The organism is Serratia ficaria (assembly GCF_900187015.1).
GTDB classification, from domain to species: domain Bacteria; phylum Pseudomonadota; class Gammaproteobacteria; order Enterobacterales; family Enterobacteriaceae; genus Serratia; species Serratia ficaria.
Genome location: NZ_LT906479.1, coordinates 1,692,508 through 1,711,708 on the forward strand (window position 1 = coordinate 1,692,508; position 19,201 = coordinate 1,711,708).

Below are 19,201 nucleotides of genomic sequence, written 5' to 3' on the forward strand. Positions count from 1 at the left end.
GCTCACGCGCGAAAGAACGAACAAGCTGAGGAAATATGATAGAACTTCTGATTGGCGCCGCAGTGGCGGCCGGCGTTGGCCGCTATATCATCAAAGGCTATTCGGCGACCGGGGTTCTGCTGGTGGGCGGCCTGCTGTTGCTGGCCATCAGCGCCCTGATGGGGAAAAGGCTGCTGCCGGCCGGCGCGACCTCGACCGGCTGGAGCGCCACCGATATCATCGAGTACGTCAAAATCCTGCTGATGAGCCGCGGCGGCGACCTTGGCATGATGATCATGATGCTGTGCGGATTCGCCGCGTACATGACGCATATCGGCGCCAACGACGTGGTGGTGAAGCTGGCTTCGCGGCCGCTGCAGATGATCAACTCCCCCTATCTGCTGATGGTGGCGGCCTACTTTGTCGCCTGCCTGATGTCGTTGGCGGTGTCTTCCGCCACCGGACTGGGGGTGCTGCTGATGGCGACGCTGTTCCCGCTGATGGTTAACGTCGGCATCAGCCGCGGCGCCGCGGCCGCCATTTGCGCCTCACCGGCCGCCATTATTCTGGCGCCCACCTCGGGCGACGTGGTGCTGGCCGCCAAGGCGGCGGAGATGCCGCTGGTCGATTTCGCCTTTAAAACCACCTTGCCGATCTCGATTGCGGCCATCGTCTGCATGGCGGTCGCGCATTATTTCTGGCAGCGCCACCTCGACAGAAAGAACGATGAACAGCATCACATCATGGACGTCAGCGAAATCACCACGCATGCGCCGGGCTTCTACGCCATTTTGCCGTTTACCCCGATCCTCGGCGTGCTGGTATTCGACGGCAAGTGGGGGCCGGAGCTGCATATCATTACGGTGCTGGTCGGCTGCATGCTGCTGGCGGCGCTGATCGAGTTCGCGCGCAGCTTCAGCGCCAAACAGGTATTCAGCGGATTGGAAGTGGCCTACCGCGGCATGGCGGATGCCTTCGCCAGCGTGGTGATGCTGCTGGTGGCGGCGGGCGTATTCGCCCAGGGGTTGAGCACCGTCGGCTTTATCAGCGGCCTGATCGGCCTGGCCCAGTCGTTTGGCACCGGCGGCCTGATTATGATGCTGGTGCTGGTGGTGATTACCATGCTGGCGGCGATGACGACCGGTTCCGGCAATGCCCCTTTCTACGCCTTTGTGGAGCTGATCCCCAAACTGGCGGCGCAAATGGGCGTCAACCCGGCTTATCTGGTGATCCCGATGCTGCAGGCTTCCAACCTGGGGCGCACGCTGTCGCCGGTTTCCGGCGTGGTGGTGGCGGTGTCCGGCATGGCGAAAATTTCACCCTTTGAGGTGGTGAAACGCACGTCGGTGCCGGTGATAGTCGGTTTGATCGTGGTGATTGTGGCGACGGAGCTGCTGGTTCCGCAGCATCCGTAATGGCGGCCGGGCGATGCCCGGCACCTGTCAGACTTCGTAATCGGCGGCCGGCCGCGACAGCGGGGTGATTTTCACCTTCTGGATGCGGTGGCTGCTGACCTCCAGGGGTTCGAACAGGTAGTCGCCGATCCGCAGCTGCTCCCCCTCCTGCGGGATGCGCTGGCTGTGCTCCATCAACAGGCCGGCCAGCGTATGATATTCCCGTTTCTCTTCCAACGGCAGAGGCAGATACAGCACCAGATCTTCCAGCGGCATATAGCCGTTGGCGGTCCAGCTGCCGTCTTCGTTCTGCTGAATGTCATGCCGCGCGTCGACCTCCTCGCCGGCTTCCGGCAGGTTGCCGGCGATGGTCTCCATGACGTCGGTCAAGGTCACTATGCCCTCGACTGAACCGAACTCGTCCACCACGAACGCGAAGTGCGTCTGCGCCTGGCGGAACTGTTCCAGCGCGCTCAGCAGCGTCAACTGTTCGGGGAAGATCAGCGGTTGACGCACCAGCGCGCGCAAATCCAGCGGCGCCTGCGCCAGCTGTTGCTTGAGCACGTCAATGGTATGGATAACCCCCAGCGGCTCGTCGCTGGCGCTGTTTTCCACCACCACGATGCGCGTATGCTGGTTTTTCTCCAGCAGCTGCGTCAGCTTTTCCTGCGGATCGTTCAGCTCGAGATATTCCACATCGTGACGCGAGGTCATGATGCTGCTGACCGTGCGCTGCGCCATGCCCAACACGCGCTCGATCATATGCCGTTCCTGCTGATTGAAAATTTCGCCGCTTTCGTTGGCGCTGTCGGCCAGCAGATTGGCGGAGTGGCTGTCCACTTCCGCCTCTTCATGCTTGCCGCTCAGCATGCGCAGCACCGCCTCGGCGGTGCGTTCGCGCAGCGGCCGCACCTTGGACAGGAAGCGCCGGCGATTAAACTGCGCCAGCTGGTTCAGCGCTTCGATCATCACCGAGAAGCCAATCGCCGCGTACAGGTAGCCCTTGGGTATGTGGTAGCCGAAGCCTTCGGCGACCAGGCTGAAGCCGATCATCAGCAGGAAGCTCAGGCACAGGATGACGATGGTGGGGTGGCCGTTAACGAAGCGGGTCAAGGGCTTGCTGGCCAGCAGCATCAGACCGATGGCGATACAGACCGCGATCATCATCACCGCCAAATGATCGACCATGCCGACCGCGGTGATCACCGAGTCGAGCGAGAAGACGGCATCCAGCACCACGATCTGCGCCACCACCGGCCAGAACCGGGCGCCTTTGCGCGGCCCCTGCTGCTCTTCATCCTTGCCTTCCAGCCGTTCGTTCAACTCCATGGTGGCCTTGAACAGCAGGAATACCCCGCCGACCAGCATAATGAGATCGCGGCCGCTGAACGGGTGTTCGGCGACGATGAACCAGGGTTTGGTGAGCGTGGCCAGCCAGGAAATGGACGCCAGCAGCACCAGCCGCATCAGCAATGCCAGCAACAGGCCGACGACACGGGCCTTATCTCTTTGTTGTTTAGGTAATTTTTCCGCCAGGATGGCGATGAAGATAAGGTTGTCTATACCCAGAACGATTTCCAGCACGACCAGAGTGGCCAGGCCGGCCCAAATTGTTGGATCTGCGATCCATTCCATACGCCCAATTTCACCTGTAAGTTCGACGGCTTATGCCGCTCAGGAATGATGGGTGCTGCGGCGGGAAAATTCAACTTTTATAGGCGGGCTGCGGGAAGCGAGGGGCGCGGAAAGACACTTCAAATCAGCATAATAACACGCGTAAATTAGCTAGATATGCCGGAAAAAAGACAAGTCAGGCGAAGGACATTACGGCGTTCACAAAAGAAGCGGAAAGGCAAAAACCAATAAAATCAATAAGTTGCATATTATTTGCTATGCTACCATGAGTATAAGCCGTAAGCGTTAGTAGTCTTATTCTGAAAACAGCCAGCCACGGGTATCTAAGGCTTGTATCGATAGGCCAATAGTATAAGAATCTTAGCCATATAAACGGTAACAACTAACATCGTTTGGTTATAAAGACACAGTTTTTTTTATTGTTTTGTGACCGATACATCAGATGTGTTGTGGTACGAGCTGCAGTTTACATAACGGCGTGATTGAAATTCATACGATTGCGCACAGGAAAGTCACTAACAGTGCTTTGGTAGCTGCAAGCCAAGGGCGGTAGCGTGTCCGATGCATTCTCATGCACATCGCGAACCTGCCCTGAATTGGCGCAGCTGCATCATCAGTAATTTGCTTGTGGATGGAAAAATGCAGAAAAGACTTAAGGCTGTGATCCCTGTAGCGGGGTTGGGAACCCGCATGTTGCCTGCAACCAAGGCAATCCCTAAAGAAATGTTGCCGGTGGTCGATAAACCGCTCATTCAGTACATCGTCAGCGAATGCGTCGCGGCCGGCATCAAAGACATCGTGTTGGTCACCCACTCGTCGAAAAATGCGATCGAGAACCACTTTGACACCTCCTTTGAGTTGGAAGCGGTGCTTGAGTCGCGCGTTAAACGCCAGCTGCTGGCGGAAGTGCAAAGCATTTGCCCACCGGACGTGACGGTGATGCAGGTGCGGCAGGGCCAGGCGAAAGGGTTGGGGCATGCGGTGCTGTGCGCCAAGCCGATGGTCGGCGATGAACCTTTTGTGGTGCTGCTGCCGGACGTGCTGCTGGATGATTCAACGGCGGATTTGCGTAAAGAGAACCTGGCCAAGATGATCCAACGCTTTGGTGAAACGGGTTACAGCCAGATTATGGTTGAGCCGGTGCCGGAGCAGGACGTTTCCAAATACGGCGTGGTGGACTGCGGTGGCGTGCCGCTTGCCGCGGGTGAAAGCACCTCCATGACCGCCGTGGTTGAAAAACCGGCGCGTGAAGATGCGCCTTCCAATCTGGCCGTGGTCGGCCGCTATGTGCTTTCCGCCGATATCTGGCCGCTGCTCGAGAAAACCCCGCCGGGTGCGGGCGACGAAATCCAGCTCACCGACGCCATCGCCATGCTGATGGATGAAGAAACGGTTGAAGCATTCCATATGAGCGGTAAATCCCATGACTGTGGCGACAAGCTTGGCTATATGAAAGCCTTTGTGCAATATGGATTGCGCCACAGCTCTGAAGGTGAAGGTTTCAGCCAGTGGCTGAAGCAGACACTGAGCAAGTAAGTTAGGCTATTACGGCTTAAAACGATCACAAGATTGAATGAGGACTACCATGACGAAGTTGAAAGCGGTCATCCCTGTTGCCGGTTTAGGCATGCGTATGTTGCCGGCAACCAAGGCTATTCCAAAAGAAATGTTGCCGATCGTCGATAAGCCGTTGATTCAGTACATTGTCAATGAGTGCGTCGCTGCGGGGATCAAAGAGATCATTCTGGTGACGCATTCATCCAAGAATGCCATCGAAAACCACTTTGATACCTCTTTTGAGCTCGAAGCGATGCTCGAGGCGCGAGTGAAGCGCCAATTGCTGGAGGAAGTGCAGTCGATTACGCCAAAAGGCGTGACGCTGATGCATATTCGCCAGGGCCAACCCAAAGGCCTGGGACATGCGGTACTCTGCGCTAAACCGCTGGTGGGCGATTCGCCATTTGTGGTGGTGTTACCGGATGTTTTACTGGATGATGCGAAAGCCGACTTGAGAAAGGATAACCTTCCTCATATGATTGCTCGCTTCGAACAAACCGGGCAGAGTCAGGTGCTGGTTCAGACCGCAGACGAAAATGTACTTCACGATTACTCCGTAGTGGAGTGCGAAAACCCTTCGCTGCAGCCGGGCGAGAGCTCGCGTATGACTTCAATTATTGAGAAACCCGGTCGTGAGATTCAGCTCAAATCCAATTTTTCCGCCGTGGGACGCTATGTCCTCTCTGCGGATATCTGGCCGATTCTGGAAAAAATAGAGCCAGGCGCATGGGGACGCATCCAGCTGACGGATGCGATCGCCGAACTGCTCAAGCAGCAGCCGGTTGACGCGACTGAATTGGTGGGGGAGTCCTTTAACTGCGGCGAAAAAATGGGTTATTTGCGAGCGTTTGTCACTTATGGTTTACGCCACCCAACCCAAGGTAAAGCATTCCGCGAGTGGGCCGAAAGGCTGGCGTTGTAATAAGTTTATTCTGACATAATAGGGAATAAGCTTTATAGTTATGGCCAGGTTGGCATTGATTTAACGAGTTCGCATATCGCCATCACCTCGGGCTATTATAGGGGGATGCTGTGTGCGAAGCGAAGTCGTATACATAACGGCACTATACGATAGCAAGTCTGGTCTCAATGGATGCTAAATGAAATACGTTGACAACGCATTTGTGAAGCTTTTACGGACGCTCAATTTTTTGCTGAGTGCTGCGATAGCGCCATGGTTGGCAGAGGACTTGGCACAGCAAACATATTTACTTTGAAAGTGATGATAACTCGATGGCAAAAAAACAATGGAAACTGATACCACTCTTGGTATCGATTAGTGTGATCAGCGGTTGTACGATCATCCCTGGCACCCACCTTTCAACCAGTGGAAAAGACGTTGTCAAGCAACAGGATAGTGATTACGATCTCGATAAGTTGGTAAATATTTATCCGCTGACGCCAAGCCTGGTTGACAAAATGCGACCTGATGCCGTTGTGGCCCAGGCCAACCCTGCGTTGGAACGTGAGTTACAGAATTACGAGTACCGGATCGGCATTGGCGACGTGCTGATGGTGACCGTTTGGGATCACCCCGAATTGACGACGCCAGCCGGCCAGTACCGCAGCGCCAGCGATACCGGCAACTGGGTTAACTCCGACGGCACGATATTCTACCCTTACATCGGTAAGGTGAGAGTGGCCGGGAAGACCTTGTCGCAGGTACGCAGTGAGATTTCCAACCGCTTGGCGCAGTTTATCGAAAGCCCGCAGGTTGATGTCAGCGTGGCGGCATTCCGCTCGCAAAAAGCCTATGTCACCGGTGAGGTGTCGAAATCGGGCCAGCAATCAATCACCAACGTGCCCCTTACCGTGATGGATGCCATCAACGCCGCCGGTGGCCTGTCTGAAAATGCAGATTGGCGCAACGTGGTGTTGACGCACAACGGCAAGGAACGACGCATTTCTTTGCAGGCGCTGATGCAAAAAGGCGATCTGACGCAGAACCAGCTGCTGTACCCCGGTGATATCCTTTATATCCCGCGTAACGACGATCTGAAAGTGTTCGTTATGGGGGAAGTTAAGAAACAGACCACCCTGAAAATGGACCGCAGCGGCATGACGTTGACCGAGGCCTTGGGCAATGCGGAGGGTATCGATCAATTGGCCTCCGATGCGACGGGCGTCTTTGTTATTCGTCCGTTACACGGTACCGAAGGCAGCAAACTGGCGAACATTTATCAGCTCAATGCCTCAGATGCGGCAGCCATGGTTATGGGCACGGAGTTCCATCTGCAACCATACGATATCGTTTATGTAACAACTGCACCTGTCGTTCGTTGGAACCGTGTCATCAGCCAACTGGTGCCGACAATCAATGGTTTCAATAATCTCAGTGAAGGTACATTGCGTATCCGCAATTGGCCGTAGGTGTAGATAGGTAACTATATGTTTAATTCGATATTGGTTGTTTGTGTTGGCAATATCTGTCGCTCCCCTACGGGGGAGCGTTTATTGAAGAATTTGCTGCCAAACAAAAAAATCTCTTCGGCGGGATTGGGTGCTTTGGTCGATAAGCCGGCAGATGCAACCGCAGCTGAGGTCGCGATAGAGCGAGGAACCTCACTCGACGGGCACCAGGCGCAACAGCTGACGGCAAAAATGTGTCGCGAGTACGATCTGATTCTGGTGATGGAGAAAGAGCATATTGATTCCGTCTGCCGTTTGGCGCCTGAGGTCAGGGGAAAAACCATGCTGTATGGGCATTGGCTCGCGCAGCGAGAAATTGCCGACCCCTACAGGAAATCCCGCGAAGCCTTCGAGTTTGTATATGAGCTTCTTGATAAATCAGCCCAAAAATGGGCTCAAGCTTTAAGCCGCTAAGTCAATCAGGATTACCAATGGCAGATAAGAATAGAGTAAGTGTGTCGCAGGGTGACAGTTCGGATGAACTGGATATCGGTCGTTTAGTCGGAGAGCTGATTGACAATCGCTGGTTGATTATTGGTGTTACGGCAATTTTTCTTACCTTCGGCATTATATATTGCCTGTTCGCAACGCCGATCTACAGTGCGAATGCGATTGTTCAGGTTGAGCAAAACGTAGGCAACAAGCTATTAAGCAACATCAACCAGATGTTGCCTTCGGGTCAGCCGCAGTCAGCGCCGGAAATTGAATTATTGAAGTCCCGAATGATTCTCGGGAAGACAATAGAAGATTTGAACTTGACGACGGAAATCCAACAGAATTACTTCCCCATCTTCGGCCGCGGTTTAGCGCGTTTGATGCATAACGACCCGGGAAAATTGGCGGTAACCAAGTTTAGCGTACCGAAAAGTTGGGATTCCCCTTCGTTGACCCTGACGGTAGACAGCCCGACTGATTACACTATCAGCAAAGATGGTGACGAGCTGTTTAAAGGCAAGGTTGGCGTATTTGCCGAGAACAAGGGCGTCTCAATTCTGGTCAGTGACATTGTTGCTGAACCTGGCACCGACTTCACCATTACGGCCAGAACCTTCTTGTCAGTCGTTAATCAGCTGACTCAACAGTATGACGTTGTTGACCAAGGTAAAGATACCGGCGTTTTAGGTTTGACCCTGACAGGGGATGACCCGGTTCTGATCCAAAAGATTTTAGACAGCATTACGCGTAACTATCTTGAGCAAAACATTGAACGCAAGTCAGAAGAGGATGCCAAAAGTCTGGTATTCCTGCGGATGCAGTTGCCGAAAGTTCGTGAGGCTTTGGATACAGCCGAAGATAAATTGAGTCGCTATCGTCAGCAGAAAGACTCTGTTGACCTGTCGATGGAAGCCAAATCGATACTCGACAGTATTGTTTCCGTAGAAGGTCAGTTGAATGAGTTGACCTTCAAAGAAGCCGACATTTCTAAGTTGTATACCAAGGAACACCCTGCGTATCGTTCTTTGCTCGAAAAGCGTAAAACGCTTGAAGAAGAAAGGGAACGTTTAAACAAGCGGGTGAACACCATGCCTGAAACTCAACAGGAAGTTGTACGTTTGAGTCGAGACGTGGATTCTGGCAAAGAAGTCTATATGCAATTGCTTAATCGTGAGCAGGAGCTGAATATTTCCAAAGCCAGTACCATTGGTAACGTGCGCATCGTCGACCGTTCAATGACAGCTGATAAACCTGTGCAGCCGCGTAAAGCGGTCATTCTGTTCCTGAGCCTGGTCTTGGGTGGTTTGGTGTCCTGCGGTTACGTGTTGGCACGGACTTATCTGCATCGTGGTATTGAAAGTCCTGAACAGCTGGAAGCATTGGGTATCAACGTTTATGCGAGCGTGCCACTTTCAGAATGGCAGCGTAAACAGGATATTGAACTGCAGTCTAAAATGGGTGGCAAGAAGCGAAACGCTGACGCCAATTCATTGCTGGCCTTTGGCAACCCTGCCGATCTGGCGGTAGAAGCAATTCGTAGCCTGCGCACCAGCCTGCATTTCGCCATGATGGAAGCTAAGAATAATGTGTTAATGATCTCTGGCGCCAGCCCGGGCATCGGTAAAACATTCATTAGTGCCAACCTGGCAGCCGTTGTGGCACAAACGGGCCAACGGGTGCTGCTGATCGACAGCGATATGCGTAAAGGTTATGCGCATGAGTTACTCGGTGCAGACGGGAAAAGAGGGCTCTCAGACGTATTATCCGGGAAGATGGCCATTAATGAGGCTATACAGAATACTGATAACAACGTTTTTGACTTTATTTCTCGTGGGCAAATCCCGCCAAACCCGTCAGAGCTGTTAATGCATAGACGTTTTGAAGAGGCGTTGGCCTGGGCATCTGAACATTACGATTTGGTATTGGTCGATACCCCACCAATTCTGGCGGTGACCGATGCGGCGATCATCGGCAAACTTGCGGGCACCTCGTTGTTGGTGGCCAGGTTCGAGTTGAACAGCCCGAAAGAAGTCGAGGTGAGCGTTCGCAGGTTTGAGCAGAATGGCATTGATATTAAAGGCGTGATACTCAATGCTGTGGTGAGAAAGGCATCTAATTATTACAGCTATGGCTATGATTACTATGAATATAGCTATAAATCAAAAGAATAAAATATAACCTTATTTTAGCGGCTTATCTGGAATGATAAGCCGCTTTGATAAAGTTGGTTTCCTGCAAAAAATCCCTCGCAAAATCATATGACTTTTGACTAGTACTCTTTGCAAAATAAACCATAACCGCATAGAAATTAGAGTGAGTAACTATATGGTTATTCCAATAATTAACATTGATTGTGATTGTATTGTTTACTGGAGTTAATTTAGATATTGTTTCTGGTAAAAGGTACTTCAGTTAATTAAATAAATATTTCAAACCTGTGTTTTTACATGCGCGGGAGAAGTGTGAGAGTATTCTTATGTGGACCCATTATTCAGACTTTTCGAATAAATTAATAACTTTACTAAGATAGTGGGATGTTATTTGGCCGAAATTTAAGAACTCCAGACAGGTGGATGTGTAAGCTAAGCATACATATTAAGATATCGGGATAGTGTCTCGGATTAACAGTCCTACTAATAAAGGATAATTCTATGAGTGCGCTCAGTTACTCAAAAAAAACGAATATTGTAAAACTTATATTGGCATTATCTGACTTTGTGTTTTTTACGCTGTCTTTAGTTATTGCCGTAAAGTTAATCGGATTGTTTGGTGCTAACATCGATGAATTCATTCCTGAATCAGAGATGTCAGCTCGTTTTCTGACCCATGTCATGCTGGCCGTGTTATGTGTCGGATGGTTTTGGGTCAGGTTACGCCATTACACATATCGAAAGCCTTTTTGGTTTGAATTAAAAGAAATATTTCGCACCTTATTGATATTTGCGGTATGCGATCTTGCTTTAGTGGCGTTCTCTAAATGGCAGTTTTCGCGTTACGTCTGGATATTGACCTGGACCCTGGCCCTGATATTGGTACCGTTGGCGCGGGCAATAACAAAACGCCTGCTAAACAAACTCGGGATGTGGCAGAAACATACGATTATCATCGGTTCCGGCAAGAATGCTTGCGATGCTTACGCGGCCTTGCAGAGCGAAGAAGTTTTAGGATTCGCAATTTGCGGTTTCTTCTCCAGTGGTAAACAGTGCGAAAAAGAATTGCTGGGAAAACCCGTTATCTGTGATGAGAAAGAATTGTGGCAGCAGAGCGATCCTGAAACGACTCAGTTCATCGTGGCATTGGAGTTCGATGAGCATGCATTGCGTGATGAGTGGCTTAAAAAACTTGCAAAGCATCACTGCCGTTCGGTTTCCGTTATCCCAACACTTCGCGGCGTTCCATTATATGGAACGGACATGTCGTTCATTTTTAGTCATGAAGTAATGATACTGCGAGTGAGTAATAGCCTGGCCAAAAGAACCTCGCGTTTTTTGAAAAGAACATTCGATATTATCGGCTCGGTATCCATTATACTTTTACTGTCCCCAATTTTGGCCATTCTGGCTTATCTGGTTTCTAAAGATGGTGGTAAGGCGATCTATGGTCATGAACGTGTCGGCCGTGACGGTAATAAGTTCAAATGCTTAAAGTTTCGTTCTATGGTGATGAATTCGCAAGAAGTACTCAAGCAACTATTAGAAAATGATCCTGAAGCGCGAGCCGAATGGGACAAAGATTTTAAACTCAAAAATGACCCTCGCATTACCAGAGTCGGTAAATTCATTCGAAAAACCAGTTTAGATGAGTTACCGCAACTCTTTAACGTACTGAAGGGCGAAATGAGTTTGGTGGGGCCGCGTCCGGTAATCGAAAAAGAATTAGAGCGCTATGCCGGCGATGTTGATTACTACCTGATGGCAAAACCTGGAATGACAGGTCTTTGGCAGGTCAGCGGAAGAAACGATGTGGACTATGATACCCGTGTATATTTTGATGCATGGTATGTTAAAAATTGGTCCCTATGGAATGATATTGCAATTCTTTTCAAAACCATCAATGTGGTATTAAAAAGAGATGGCGCATATTAAATAATATAATGGATATTGAGGGTGCTATGAAAATTATCGTTACCGGCGGTGCCGGGTTTATTGGGTCTGCTGTGGCTCGCCATATTATTAACGATACCGCGGATGAGATCTTGGTTCTGGATAGCCTGACCTATGCAGGGAATCTCGAGTCGTTAAAAACGATTGCAGACAGCGAGCGTTATACATTTGAACATGCCGATATTTGCAATCGTGCAGAACTGGACCGCATCTTTAGTGAATTTAAACCAGATGCAGTGATGCATCTGGCTGCAGAAAGCCACGTAGACCGTTCTATTGATGGCCCCGCCGCATTTATTGAAACCAATATTGTGGGTACTTACACTCTCCTGGAAGCGGCGCGTCAATATTGGAATACGCTGGATGCGGACGGGAAAAAGGCATTCCGTTTCCATCATATTTCTACCGATGAAGTCTATGGCGACTTGCATGGTACCGATGACCTGTTTACCGAGACCACGCCGTATGCCCCAAGCAGCCCGTATTCCGCTTCTAAAGCGTCCAGCGACCATCTGGTTCGCGCGTGGCTGCGTACCTACGGTTTCCCAACCATAGTCACCAACTGTTCCAACAACTATGGTCCTTATCATTTCCCGGAAAAATTGATCCCGCTGATCATCCTTAACGCACTGGATGGCAAATCCTTACCGGTTTATGGCAATGGCGCACAAATTCGTGATTGGCTGTATGTAGAAGACCATGCCCGTGCGCTATATAAAGTTGTCACAGAGGGGGAAGTGGGGGAGACCTACAACATCGGTGGCCATAACGAGCGTAAAAATATCGAAGTGGTGCAAACAATTTGCCGCTTGTTGGATGAGTTGGTGCCAAACAAACCGGCAGGCGTGGGGCAATATGAAGACTTGATTACCTATGTCACTGACCGTCCTGGCCACGATATTCGTTACGCGATTGATGCTTCAAAAATTGAGCGAGAGCTGGGTTGGAAGCCTCAAGAGACGTTTGAGAGCGGTATTAAAAAAACGGTAGAATGGTATCTGGCGAATGAAGAGTGGTGGAGCCGAGTTAAAGATGGTTCATATGCTGGTGAGCGCTTAGGTCAGGCCCGTTAATATTAAGTTAGGAGTAGAAAATGAAAGGTATTGTATTAGCGGGGGGCTCCGGCACACGTTTATACCCAATCACTCGTGGTGTATCTAAACAATTGCTGCCTATTTATGATAAACCGATGGTTTATTATCCAATTTCGGTGCTGATGTTAGCCGGCATTCGGGACATTCTGGTTATCTCAACGCCAGAGGATATGCCCTCTTTCCAGCGCTTACTTGGAGATGGCAGCCGTTTTGGCATCAGACTGAGCTATGAAATCCAACCAAGTCCAGATGGGCTGGCTCAAGCTTTCCTGATTGGCGAAGAGTTTATCAACGGTGAGCGCTGCGCTCTGGTTCTGGGTGACAATATCTATTTTGGCCAAAGTTTCGGTGCAAAATTGGAAAGCGTAGTAGCCCGTAATGAAGGTGCTACCGTTTTCGGTTATCAGGTTATGGATCCTGAACGGTTTGGTGTTGTTGAGTTTGACGAGCAATTCCGGGCCTTATCTCTTGAAGAAAAACCTAAGGTGCCCAAGTCCAACTGGGCGGTTACCGGCCTGTACTTCTATGACAACAATGTCGTGGATATGGCCAAGCAGGTTAAGCCTTCCCACCGCGGTGAGCTGGAAATTACCACGTTGAACCAGATGTATCTGGATCAAGGTAATTTGAATGTAGAACTGCTGGGGCGCGGTTTTGCCTGGCTGGATACCGGGACACACGACAGCCTGATTGAAGCATCGCAATTCATTCATACCATTGAGAAACGTCAGGGTTTCAAAGTGGCGTGCCTGGAAGAGATTGCATTCCGCAAAGGGTGGCTTTCGCGTGAACAGGTAGCGGAAGAAGCAAAATTGCTCAGTAAGACACTTTATGGGCAGTATCTTGCTCATTTGATCGGGGACAAGTGATATGCAGGTTATCGACACAAAAATTGAAGGCGTAAAAATTATTCAGCCTAAGGTCTTCGGTGATGCGCGCGGTTTCTTCCTGGAAACCTTCGAGAAAAAACGCTACCAAGAAATGCTGAATATCGATCTTGATTTTGTTCAGGACAACCATTCGCGTTCCGCCAAAGGCGTGTTGCGCGGCTTGCATTTTCAAAAAGTAAATCCGCAAGGTAAGCTGGTTCGCGTAGTCCGCGGCGAAGTTTTCGATGTGGCCGTCGATATTCGTCCGGATTCACCGACCTACGGCGCCTGGGAAGGCGTCATTCTGTCGGAAGAGAACAAGACGCAATTTTGGGTCCCGCCAGGCTTGGCACATGGTTTCGTGGTTCTTTCCGATATTGCCGATTTCGAATATAAATGCACGGATTACTACAACCCGGCGCATGAAGGTTGTCTGCTGTGGAACGATCCTGAAGTTGGTATCGAATGGCCAATTGATAATCCACTGCTTTCTGAGAAAGATAAAGTCGGTAAGTTGTTTAAGGAGTTGGCCAAATGAAGGTATTGCTGACGGGCTCTAAAGGGCAGCTGGGCAGCTGCTTCCAGGATCGTTTGCCGCAGGGTTGGGAAGTCTGGGCTACGGACTCGGACGTGCTCGATATTACCGATTTAGCCAAAGTTAAACAGGCGGTCGCGCAATTTGAACCGAACGTTATCGTTAACGCCGCTGCATATACCGCAGTAGATAAAGCAGAGAGTGACCGCGAATTGGCGGCTCTGATCAACGAGACTGGCCCCAAAAATTTGGCGTTGGCAGCCAACGACGTTGGCGCGCGCCTGGTGCATGTGTCGACTGACTATGTTTTCGACGGCACGGCGACGACGCCTTATGTTGAAACCGATGCAACGAACCCGCTGGGCGTTTACGGTAAAACCAAGCTGGATGGTGAGATTGCCGTCGCCGGTGTACAGCCCGAAGCCATCATTATTCGCACCGCTTGGGTATTCAGTGAGTATGGCAATAACTTTGTGAAAACCATGCTGCGGTTGGCTAATGATCGCGACACCTTGGGGGTGGTTGCCGACCAGTACGGTTGCCCGACCTATGCCGGAGATATTGCATCTGCAATTATTAGCTTGCTATCGGCGAACGTCAAAGGTGGTATTTATCATTATTGCGGATCAGATGAAATGAACTGGGCGGATTTCGCAGAAAGAATATTCGAGTATGCGAACGATGCCAAGCTAATTGATAAGAATATTGTAGTGAAAAAAATCACTACTGAAGATTATAAAACACCAGCGGCAAGGCCAAAGTATTCAATTTTATCAAAGAGCAAGATATCTGAACAGGGCATTCGTAGCGTTAGTGTTTCTGATAGTCTGAGATATGTTTTAAATGAAATTAAGAATAAATAATTTCTTTTGAGTAAATGGTATGTCTTGGGGTGGGTATGGGCAATCGTGATAAAAATGGGAGTTTTATGGATAATTTGCCAAAGGTGAGTGTTTATATTTCGACGTTCAATCGGTTAGAGCGACTTAAGCGAGCTATTCGTTCTGTAAAAGAACAAGATTATAAAAATATAGAACTGATTGTTTGCGATGATGCTTCTACGGATGAAACGAAAAGTTTTATGGAAAGTCTGGCAGAAAGTGATTCGGATATTATCTATCTGCGTAATGAGGAAAATAAAGGCGCCTGTGCAACAAGGAATTTGGGTATATTCAAGGCTACAGGGCACTTTATTACAGGGCTAGATGACGATGATGAATTTACACCGGATAGAATAAGATTTTTAGTAGATAGCTGGAATGATAAATACTCATTCATTTGTTGTGATTTTATCGAGAGGTTTGCAGACGGGAAGCAAAAGAACTTTTATAATAAAAAAAAGGATATATACTTTAGCGATTTTAGATCGATTCTTTTCGAAAATGTTGCTTCAAATCAGATATTTACATTGACCTCTCGATTAAGAGACATTGGTGGCTTCAATCCTGAAGTTAAGCGCTTGCAAGACTGGGATACTTGGTTACGGTTGGCGAATAAATACGGTGGTTTTTTACGTAAGAAAGAATCGAAGTATATAATGCATCATGATCATACAATTAACGAAGAGCGAGTGTCAAAAAGTTACCCCCTCAGTCGTTCTTTGACGGACTTGTTAAACAGAAATAAGAGCATGTATCAGGGGAGTGATAGAGATTTTATGCAATTTCTTATCGATATGAGTGATAAAAAAGTAGGTATTCCAAGAGCTGCTTACTGGAGTTTTATAAAATTCAATCCGAAGTTTATTGTTAAGAAATTAATAAACAGATAAGGCAGTGCTAACTGAATCAAGAAGTGTTATAATTATATATAAATGTTTTTGTTATTAATATTTGGCATCTAATAAATAATACTTCTTGAGTTAACCTAATGATGGCAACCATGTCTAAAATAAAATCTAGTTTCTTTATAAAAACTACAATATATTTGCTCGTTCTACGCAGTCCATTAATTATTGTTTCTATACTCTGCTATTTGTTTTCACATAAGAAAATATTTGCCAAGTTCACTATAACCATTATCCCTTTTTTAATATTCTTGGTTGTCGCGGCTCTTTATTCAATGCAAATGAATAATGATTTGGCAAATATATCGGGTCAGGGTAGGGATATTCTTCTTGCGGTTATTGTTGCCTTGTTTTTGGTTGAGTGTGGGCGTTATGATATTAGTAATAGGGAAATAATATATAATTCTTTAAAGATATGTCTTTCCTTAATTGCATGTGGGAAAATATTCATCATAATATTTTCTGTGATCACAGGGATTAGCTCGCTAGATATCATTACCTGGATTACAGAAGTCTGGGACATTAATATGATGAAGTTGGGTGTCGGCGATACATTCATCACTCGTCTACAAATCCCCATGGATTCACTAGTTCCATTTATGCTTTATTTCATAACGAAAGATATGATTCTTGGGAGGGGGGGGGTTAATACTAAGATCGTTTTCATATTATTAGTTATCTCTCTCGCTTTAACCTTATCAAGATCTTTCTGGGCTCAAGGTGTTCTGTTCATTGGCTTGGCTATATTATTAGAAGCTACATTTTCAAAAATTGTCAAGATATCGATTTTATCTATAGTTGGCATCGTAATAATACTATTCTTTACCCCGCTTGGTGATGTAATATTTGCACTTATAGATTCCCGACTGAATAATCAGAGTTTAAATGCTGCTTCTGACAAGGAGCGTATATTCCAAAACAATGCATTGTTAAATGCAATATCTTCTCATCCTCTTCTCGGCCATGGAATGGGATATTATATACCAAATGCACTGCGGTCAACGTCTACGCCATATTTGTATGAAAGTCAAACCTTGTCATTGGTTATGGATTTTGGAATAATAGGTGTCAGCACTCTGTTTTTGATTTTCTTATTTACATGTCTATCCAATGCTATAAATGTCAATGGTAAAAAACGAGTTAAGAATTTAATTATGCCATTAGTGTGTTTTGCTATCTGGTTATTATCTGGTTCTGTGAACCCGTTTTTATTCGGTGCTTCAGGCGGGATTATTATATTCTTCTTCTCGAGATTCCATTTCGTTGATGATTTCTACAAAGAAAAATGATAGTCAAGTGGTTTACTATAAAAACTTAATATGAAGATTACATGGAAAATGGTATGAGTAATAAATGCTTGGTTATCGTAGTTACGTATAATAGTGAAAAACATATTCAGTGGTGCGTTAGTGGTCTCGATAACATAAACAGTGATCTGGAAATCAGAATTGTAGATTCAGGTTCTAAAGATACCGAGTATTTAGATCATTTGATATCGACTAATAAGCTTAGCGTTATCAAAGAAGAAAATATTGGTTTTGTTGCGGGCAATAATAAAGCGCTATACGACCTTGATAAATTTGATTGGGTTCTATTTTTGAATCCTGATGCACGTATTGAAAGCGGCTGCCTGGAAAAACTGTTGAGTTTCGCAGCATTACCGGAACAAAATAATGTTGGGATGCTTACGGTTCCATTGGTTCGGTATGATATTCATGCTAATAAGTCGTTGAATGTTTTTGATTCGGTTGGAATAGCCTGTAACTATTATGGACGTTGGCAAGATATTAAGGCGAACGAACCACAAATAGATATTGAAGAGACTTTTACGCCTGCAGAAGCTATCTGCGGTGCTTTTATGTTGACTCGAGTCTCTGCGCTAACTCAATGCGTTGATTCGAAGGGGTTGCCAGGTTTCGAACGTACTTATTATATGTACAAGGAAGACATTGAAATATCTCAGCGACTTGTCAAGGCAGGCTGGCGTTTAGGTATCTACAATGAATGTACCGCATTCCATTGTCGTGGGTGGAATGCCTCGAGAAAAGCTGTTCCATATTGGGCAAAATGGCATTCTGCGATAAATGATGTCGATGTAGCAAAGAAATATAAATGGCGTGCATTACCCTTGGCGTTGAGCAAGCTTGCTTGGGTTAAGTTTGTTGAAAAAAAATAGGTCGTGGAGTGTTTATGAAAGTCATTACTGTACTAAATTCTGATTTTGATAATTTGTGTTTTCAGCTTGCTGATAAGATCAATGCAGGTTACTCACCGGACCTAATCGTTGGTATCGCCACTGGAGGCGAGTTTGTTGCAAAAAAGATTGCAGAGAGGTTGAATTTACCCACTGTAATTATCAAGCGGCAGAGAGCTTCAACTAAACATAAGAAAAAATTCAAGATAGCGAAAGTGCTACCTTTATTGCCAGTGTTTATAAATAACTCCCTTAGGATTGCTGAAATTAAGTATAATGAATGGCGGTTTAATCGTAATGGACGAGCGGTAAGTTCTGGTGAGGTCATTTTCAAAGAGGGCGATTTGAGACTGCTTAAAGAATGCCAGAATATTGTCTTGGTTGATGATTCCGTAGATAGCGGTGGAACATTTGTTGATTGTATTAAATATATCAAAAATCAAGTAGGCGAGGGTGCAGCAGTCAGAACTGCTGCACTTAATGTGACCTTTTCCAATCCTGTTGTAAAACCGGACTTCTGCATGTATGAAGACATTCTGCTGCGTTGTCCTTGGGCTAACGATGTGGCTCCGGCGAAATGAAATATATTGCATACGATCTAGATGGAACCTTGGTTAAATTCAATACTTTTAAAGTATGGATTATTTTGTCATTCTTATTATCGTTTGTTTTTTTCCGATTCTCTTTTTTGAAGAGATTTATAGGATTCGTCCGTCTTCGAAAACAACGAAAGCTGGATCGCGTAGGTTTTAAGGCGGCGGTCTTGGCTATTCAGGTTGGTTCACCTTTCTGGAAAAAGGTGGGGAAATTATATGGTAACTATTTGGCAATCTTTTCTCTGCGGCGAGATCTATTAGCGTTGCATAAAGATGCAATCCGTTGTCTTGCTACGGCTGCTCCGGATATCTATGTCATTCCGTTTTCACAGAAAGCAGGTGTTTTTGATACGGTGATTTACTCTCATTTTGTATCTGATAATACATTCATAGAAACTCTCAATGAAGAGAAAAAGAAAGCCGTGTTGAAAGTTTTCTCTTCAAATCCAGATTTTTTGTTTACCGATCATTATGATGATTTTCCATTAATCAACGCTTGCAAGTTCACCTATTTGGTTTCACCTGACCCCGCTTCTAAAAAGAAGCTTGTTGAGAGATTATCCCAGGAAAATTATCAAATAATTGATTGATATGAATGAAGCTAACCCGCCGTAT

Annotated in this window: 17 protein-coding genes; 16 read left to right on the plus strand and 1 reads right to left on the minus strand. The window is 47.3% G+C overall.

The genetic code is table 11. From position 1 onward, the window contains the following. The first annotated feature begins 35 nt into the window (after nt 1-35). Nucleotides 36-1,394, plus strand: a complete 1,359-nt coding sequence (gene dcuC / locus CKW09_RS08095) for an anaerobic C4-dicarboxylate transporter DcuC (protein WP_095096603.1) — start codon at nt 36-38, stop codon at nt 1,392-1,394. Between the two features lie 27 nt (nt 1,395-1,421). Here dcuC and CKW09_RS08100 read toward each other — a convergent pair whose 3' ends face one another. Next, nucleotides 1,422-3,008: a TerC family protein gene (locus tag CKW09_RS08100; protein WP_061798464.1), complete on the minus strand. Its 1,587-nt coding sequence runs from the start codon at nt 3,006-3,008 to the stop codon at nt 1,422-1,424. 639 nt (nt 3,009-3,647) lie between these two features. Between CKW09_RS08100 and galU the strand changes: the two genes are divergently transcribed. The 15 genes from galU to CKW09_RS08175 all read left to right on the plus strand — a co-directional run bounded on the left by galU (nt 3,648) and on the right by CKW09_RS08175 (nt 19,176). Then, a complete protein-coding gene (galU, locus tag CKW09_RS08105; protein ID WP_061798466.1) occupies nt 3,648-4,544 on the plus strand; it encodes a UTP--glucose-1-phosphate uridylyltransferase GalU in 897 nt (298 codons plus the stop codon). Nucleotides 4,545-4,593: 49 nt separating this feature from the next. Further along, nucleotides 4,594-5,487 (plus strand): sugar phosphate nucleotidyltransferase, encoded by an 894-nt coding sequence (locus tag CKW09_RS08110; protein WP_061798468.1) that lies wholly within the window; start codon nt 4,594-4,596, stop codon nt 5,485-5,487. A 311-nt stretch (nt 5,488-5,798) separates the two neighbouring features. Next, nucleotides 5,799-6,935 (plus strand): polysaccharide export protein, encoded by a 1,137-nt coding sequence (locus CKW09_RS08115; RefSeq protein ID WP_095096607.1) that lies wholly within the window; start codon nt 5,799-5,801, stop codon nt 6,933-6,935. 18 nt (nt 6,936-6,953) lie between these two features. Further along, nucleotides 6,954-7,388, plus strand: coding sequence for an arsenate reductase/protein-tyrosine-phosphatase family protein (locus CKW09_RS08120; protein ID WP_095096610.1), 435 nt, complete (start codon nt 6,954-6,956; stop codon nt 7,386-7,388). 17 nt (nt 7,389-7,405) lie between these two features. After that, complete coding sequence (gene wzc / locus CKW09_RS08125) at nt 7,406-9,580, plus strand: tyrosine-protein kinase Wzc (RefSeq protein ID WP_095096613.1); 2,175 nt, start codon at nt 7,406-7,408, stop codon at nt 9,578-9,580. Nucleotides 9,581-10,060: 480 nt separating this feature from the next. After that, on the plus strand, nt 10,061-11,494 hold the full coding sequence (gene wbaP, locus CKW09_RS08130; RefSeq protein WP_095096616.1) for an undecaprenyl-phosphate galactose phosphotransferase WbaP: 1,434 nt from the start codon (nt 10,061-10,063) through the stop codon (nt 11,492-11,494). A gap of 26 nt (nt 11,495-11,520) precedes the next feature. After that, nucleotides 11,521-12,585 carry a dTDP-glucose 4,6-dehydratase gene (rffG, locus tag CKW09_RS08135; protein ID WP_095100072.1) on the plus strand — a complete coding sequence of 355 codons (1,065 nt, stop codon included), beginning with the start codon at nt 11,521-11,523 and terminating at the stop codon, nt 12,583-12,585. 20 nt (nt 12,586-12,605) lie between these two features. After that, on the plus strand, nt 12,606-13,475 hold the full coding sequence (gene rfbA, locus CKW09_RS08140) for a glucose-1-phosphate thymidylyltransferase RfbA (protein WP_095096619.1): 870 nt from the start codon (nt 12,606-12,608) through the stop codon (nt 13,473-13,475). Nucleotide 13,476: 1 nt separating this feature from the next. Further along, nucleotides 13,477-14,013 carry a dTDP-4-dehydrorhamnose 3,5-epimerase gene (rfbC, locus tag CKW09_RS08145; RefSeq protein ID WP_061798481.1) on the plus strand — a complete coding sequence of 179 codons (537 nt, stop codon included), beginning with the start codon at nt 13,477-13,479 and terminating at the stop codon, nt 14,011-14,013. After that, the gene (gene rfbD, locus CKW09_RS08150; protein ID WP_095096622.1) at nt 14,010-14,873 is read left to right on the plus strand and encodes a dTDP-4-dehydrorhamnose reductase; all 864 of its coding nucleotides are present in this window, start codon (nt 14,010-14,012) and stop codon (nt 14,871-14,873) included. Before rfbC ends, rfbD begins: the two co-directional genes overlap by 4 nt. 35 nt (nt 14,874-14,908) lie before the next feature. Beyond that, complete coding sequence (locus tag CKW09_RS08155) at nt 14,909-15,781, plus strand: glycosyltransferase (RefSeq protein ID WP_231922131.1); 873 nt, start codon at nt 14,909-14,911, stop codon at nt 15,779-15,781. A gap of 110 nt (nt 15,782-15,891) precedes the next feature. Continuing rightward, on the plus strand, nt 15,892-17,085 hold the full coding sequence (locus CKW09_RS08160; RefSeq protein WP_095100078.1) for an O-antigen ligase family protein: 1,194 nt from the start codon (nt 15,892-15,894) through the stop codon (nt 17,083-17,085). A gap of 41 nt (nt 17,086-17,126) precedes the next feature. Continuing rightward, nucleotides 17,127-17,972 carry a glycosyltransferase family 2 protein gene (locus tag CKW09_RS08165; protein ID WP_231922133.1) on the plus strand — a complete coding sequence of 282 codons (846 nt, stop codon included), beginning with the start codon at nt 17,127-17,129 and terminating at the stop codon, nt 17,970-17,972. Nucleotides 17,973-17,986: 14 nt separating this feature from the next. Beyond that, on the plus strand, nt 17,987-18,571 hold the full coding sequence (locus tag CKW09_RS08170) for a phosphoribosyltransferase (protein ID WP_095096629.1): 585 nt from the start codon (nt 17,987-17,989) through the stop codon (nt 18,569-18,571). Next, nucleotides 18,568-19,176 carry a haloacid dehalogenase-like hydrolase gene (locus CKW09_RS08175; protein WP_095096632.1) on the plus strand — a complete coding sequence of 203 codons (609 nt, stop codon included), beginning with the start codon at nt 18,568-18,570 and terminating at the stop codon, nt 19,174-19,176. The genes CKW09_RS08170 and CKW09_RS08175 overlap by 4 nt, the downstream gene beginning before the upstream one ends. Nucleotides 19,177-19,201 lie beyond the last annotated feature (25 nt).

What these genes read in the sequence shown, in the direction of transcription:
- dcuC (WP_095096603.1), top strand. Translation starts at nt 36, where the DNA reads ATGATAGAACTTCTGATTGGCGCCGCAGTGGCGGCCGGCGTTGGCCGC.
- CKW09_RS08100 (WP_061798464.1), bottom strand. Translation starts at nt 3,008, where the DNA reads ATGGAATGGATCGCAGATCCAACAATTTGGGCCGGCCTGGCCACTCTG.
- galU (WP_061798466.1), top strand. Translation starts at nt 3,648, where the DNA reads ATGCAGAAAAGACTTAAGGCTGTGATCCCTGTAGCGGGGTTGGGAACC.
- CKW09_RS08110 (WP_061798468.1), top strand. Translation starts at nt 4,594, where the DNA reads ATGACGAAGTTGAAAGCGGTCATCCCTGTTGCCGGTTTAGGCATGCGT.
- CKW09_RS08115 (WP_095096607.1), top strand. Translation starts at nt 5,799, where the DNA reads ATGGCAAAAAAACAATGGAAACTGATACCACTCTTGGTATCGATTAGT.
- CKW09_RS08120 (WP_095096610.1), top strand. Translation starts at nt 6,954, where the DNA reads ATGTTTAATTCGATATTGGTTGTTTGTGTTGGCAATATCTGTCGCTCC.
- wzc (WP_095096613.1), top strand. Translation starts at nt 7,406, where the DNA reads ATGGCAGATAAGAATAGAGTAAGTGTGTCGCAGGGTGACAGTTCGGAT.
- wbaP (WP_095096616.1), top strand. Translation starts at nt 10,061, where the DNA reads ATGAGTGCGCTCAGTTACTCAAAAAAAACGAATATTGTAAAACTTATA.
- rffG (WP_095100072.1), top strand. Translation starts at nt 11,521, where the DNA reads ATGAAAATTATCGTTACCGGCGGTGCCGGGTTTATTGGGTCTGCTGTG.
- rfbA (WP_095096619.1), top strand. Translation starts at nt 12,606, where the DNA reads ATGAAAGGTATTGTATTAGCGGGGGGCTCCGGCACACGTTTATACCCA.
- rfbC (WP_061798481.1), top strand. Translation starts at nt 13,477, where the DNA reads ATGCAGGTTATCGACACAAAAATTGAAGGCGTAAAAATTATTCAGCCT.
- rfbD (WP_095096622.1), top strand. Translation starts at nt 14,010, where the DNA reads ATGAAGGTATTGCTGACGGGCTCTAAAGGGCAGCTGGGCAGCTGCTTC.
- CKW09_RS08155 (WP_231922131.1), top strand. Translation starts at nt 14,909, where the DNA reads ATGGGCAATCGTGATAAAAATGGGAGTTTTATGGATAATTTGCCAAAG.
- CKW09_RS08160 (WP_095100078.1), top strand. Translation starts at nt 15,892, where the DNA reads ATGTCTAAAATAAAATCTAGTTTCTTTATAAAAACTACAATATATTTG.
- CKW09_RS08165 (WP_231922133.1), top strand. Translation starts at nt 17,127, where the DNA reads ATGGAAAATGGTATGAGTAATAAATGCTTGGTTATCGTAGTTACGTAT.
- CKW09_RS08170 (WP_095096629.1), top strand. Translation starts at nt 17,987, where the DNA reads ATGAAAGTCATTACTGTACTAAATTCTGATTTTGATAATTTGTGTTTT.
- CKW09_RS08175 (WP_095096632.1), top strand. Translation starts at nt 18,568, where the DNA reads ATGAAATATATTGCATACGATCTAGATGGAACCTTGGTTAAATTCAAT.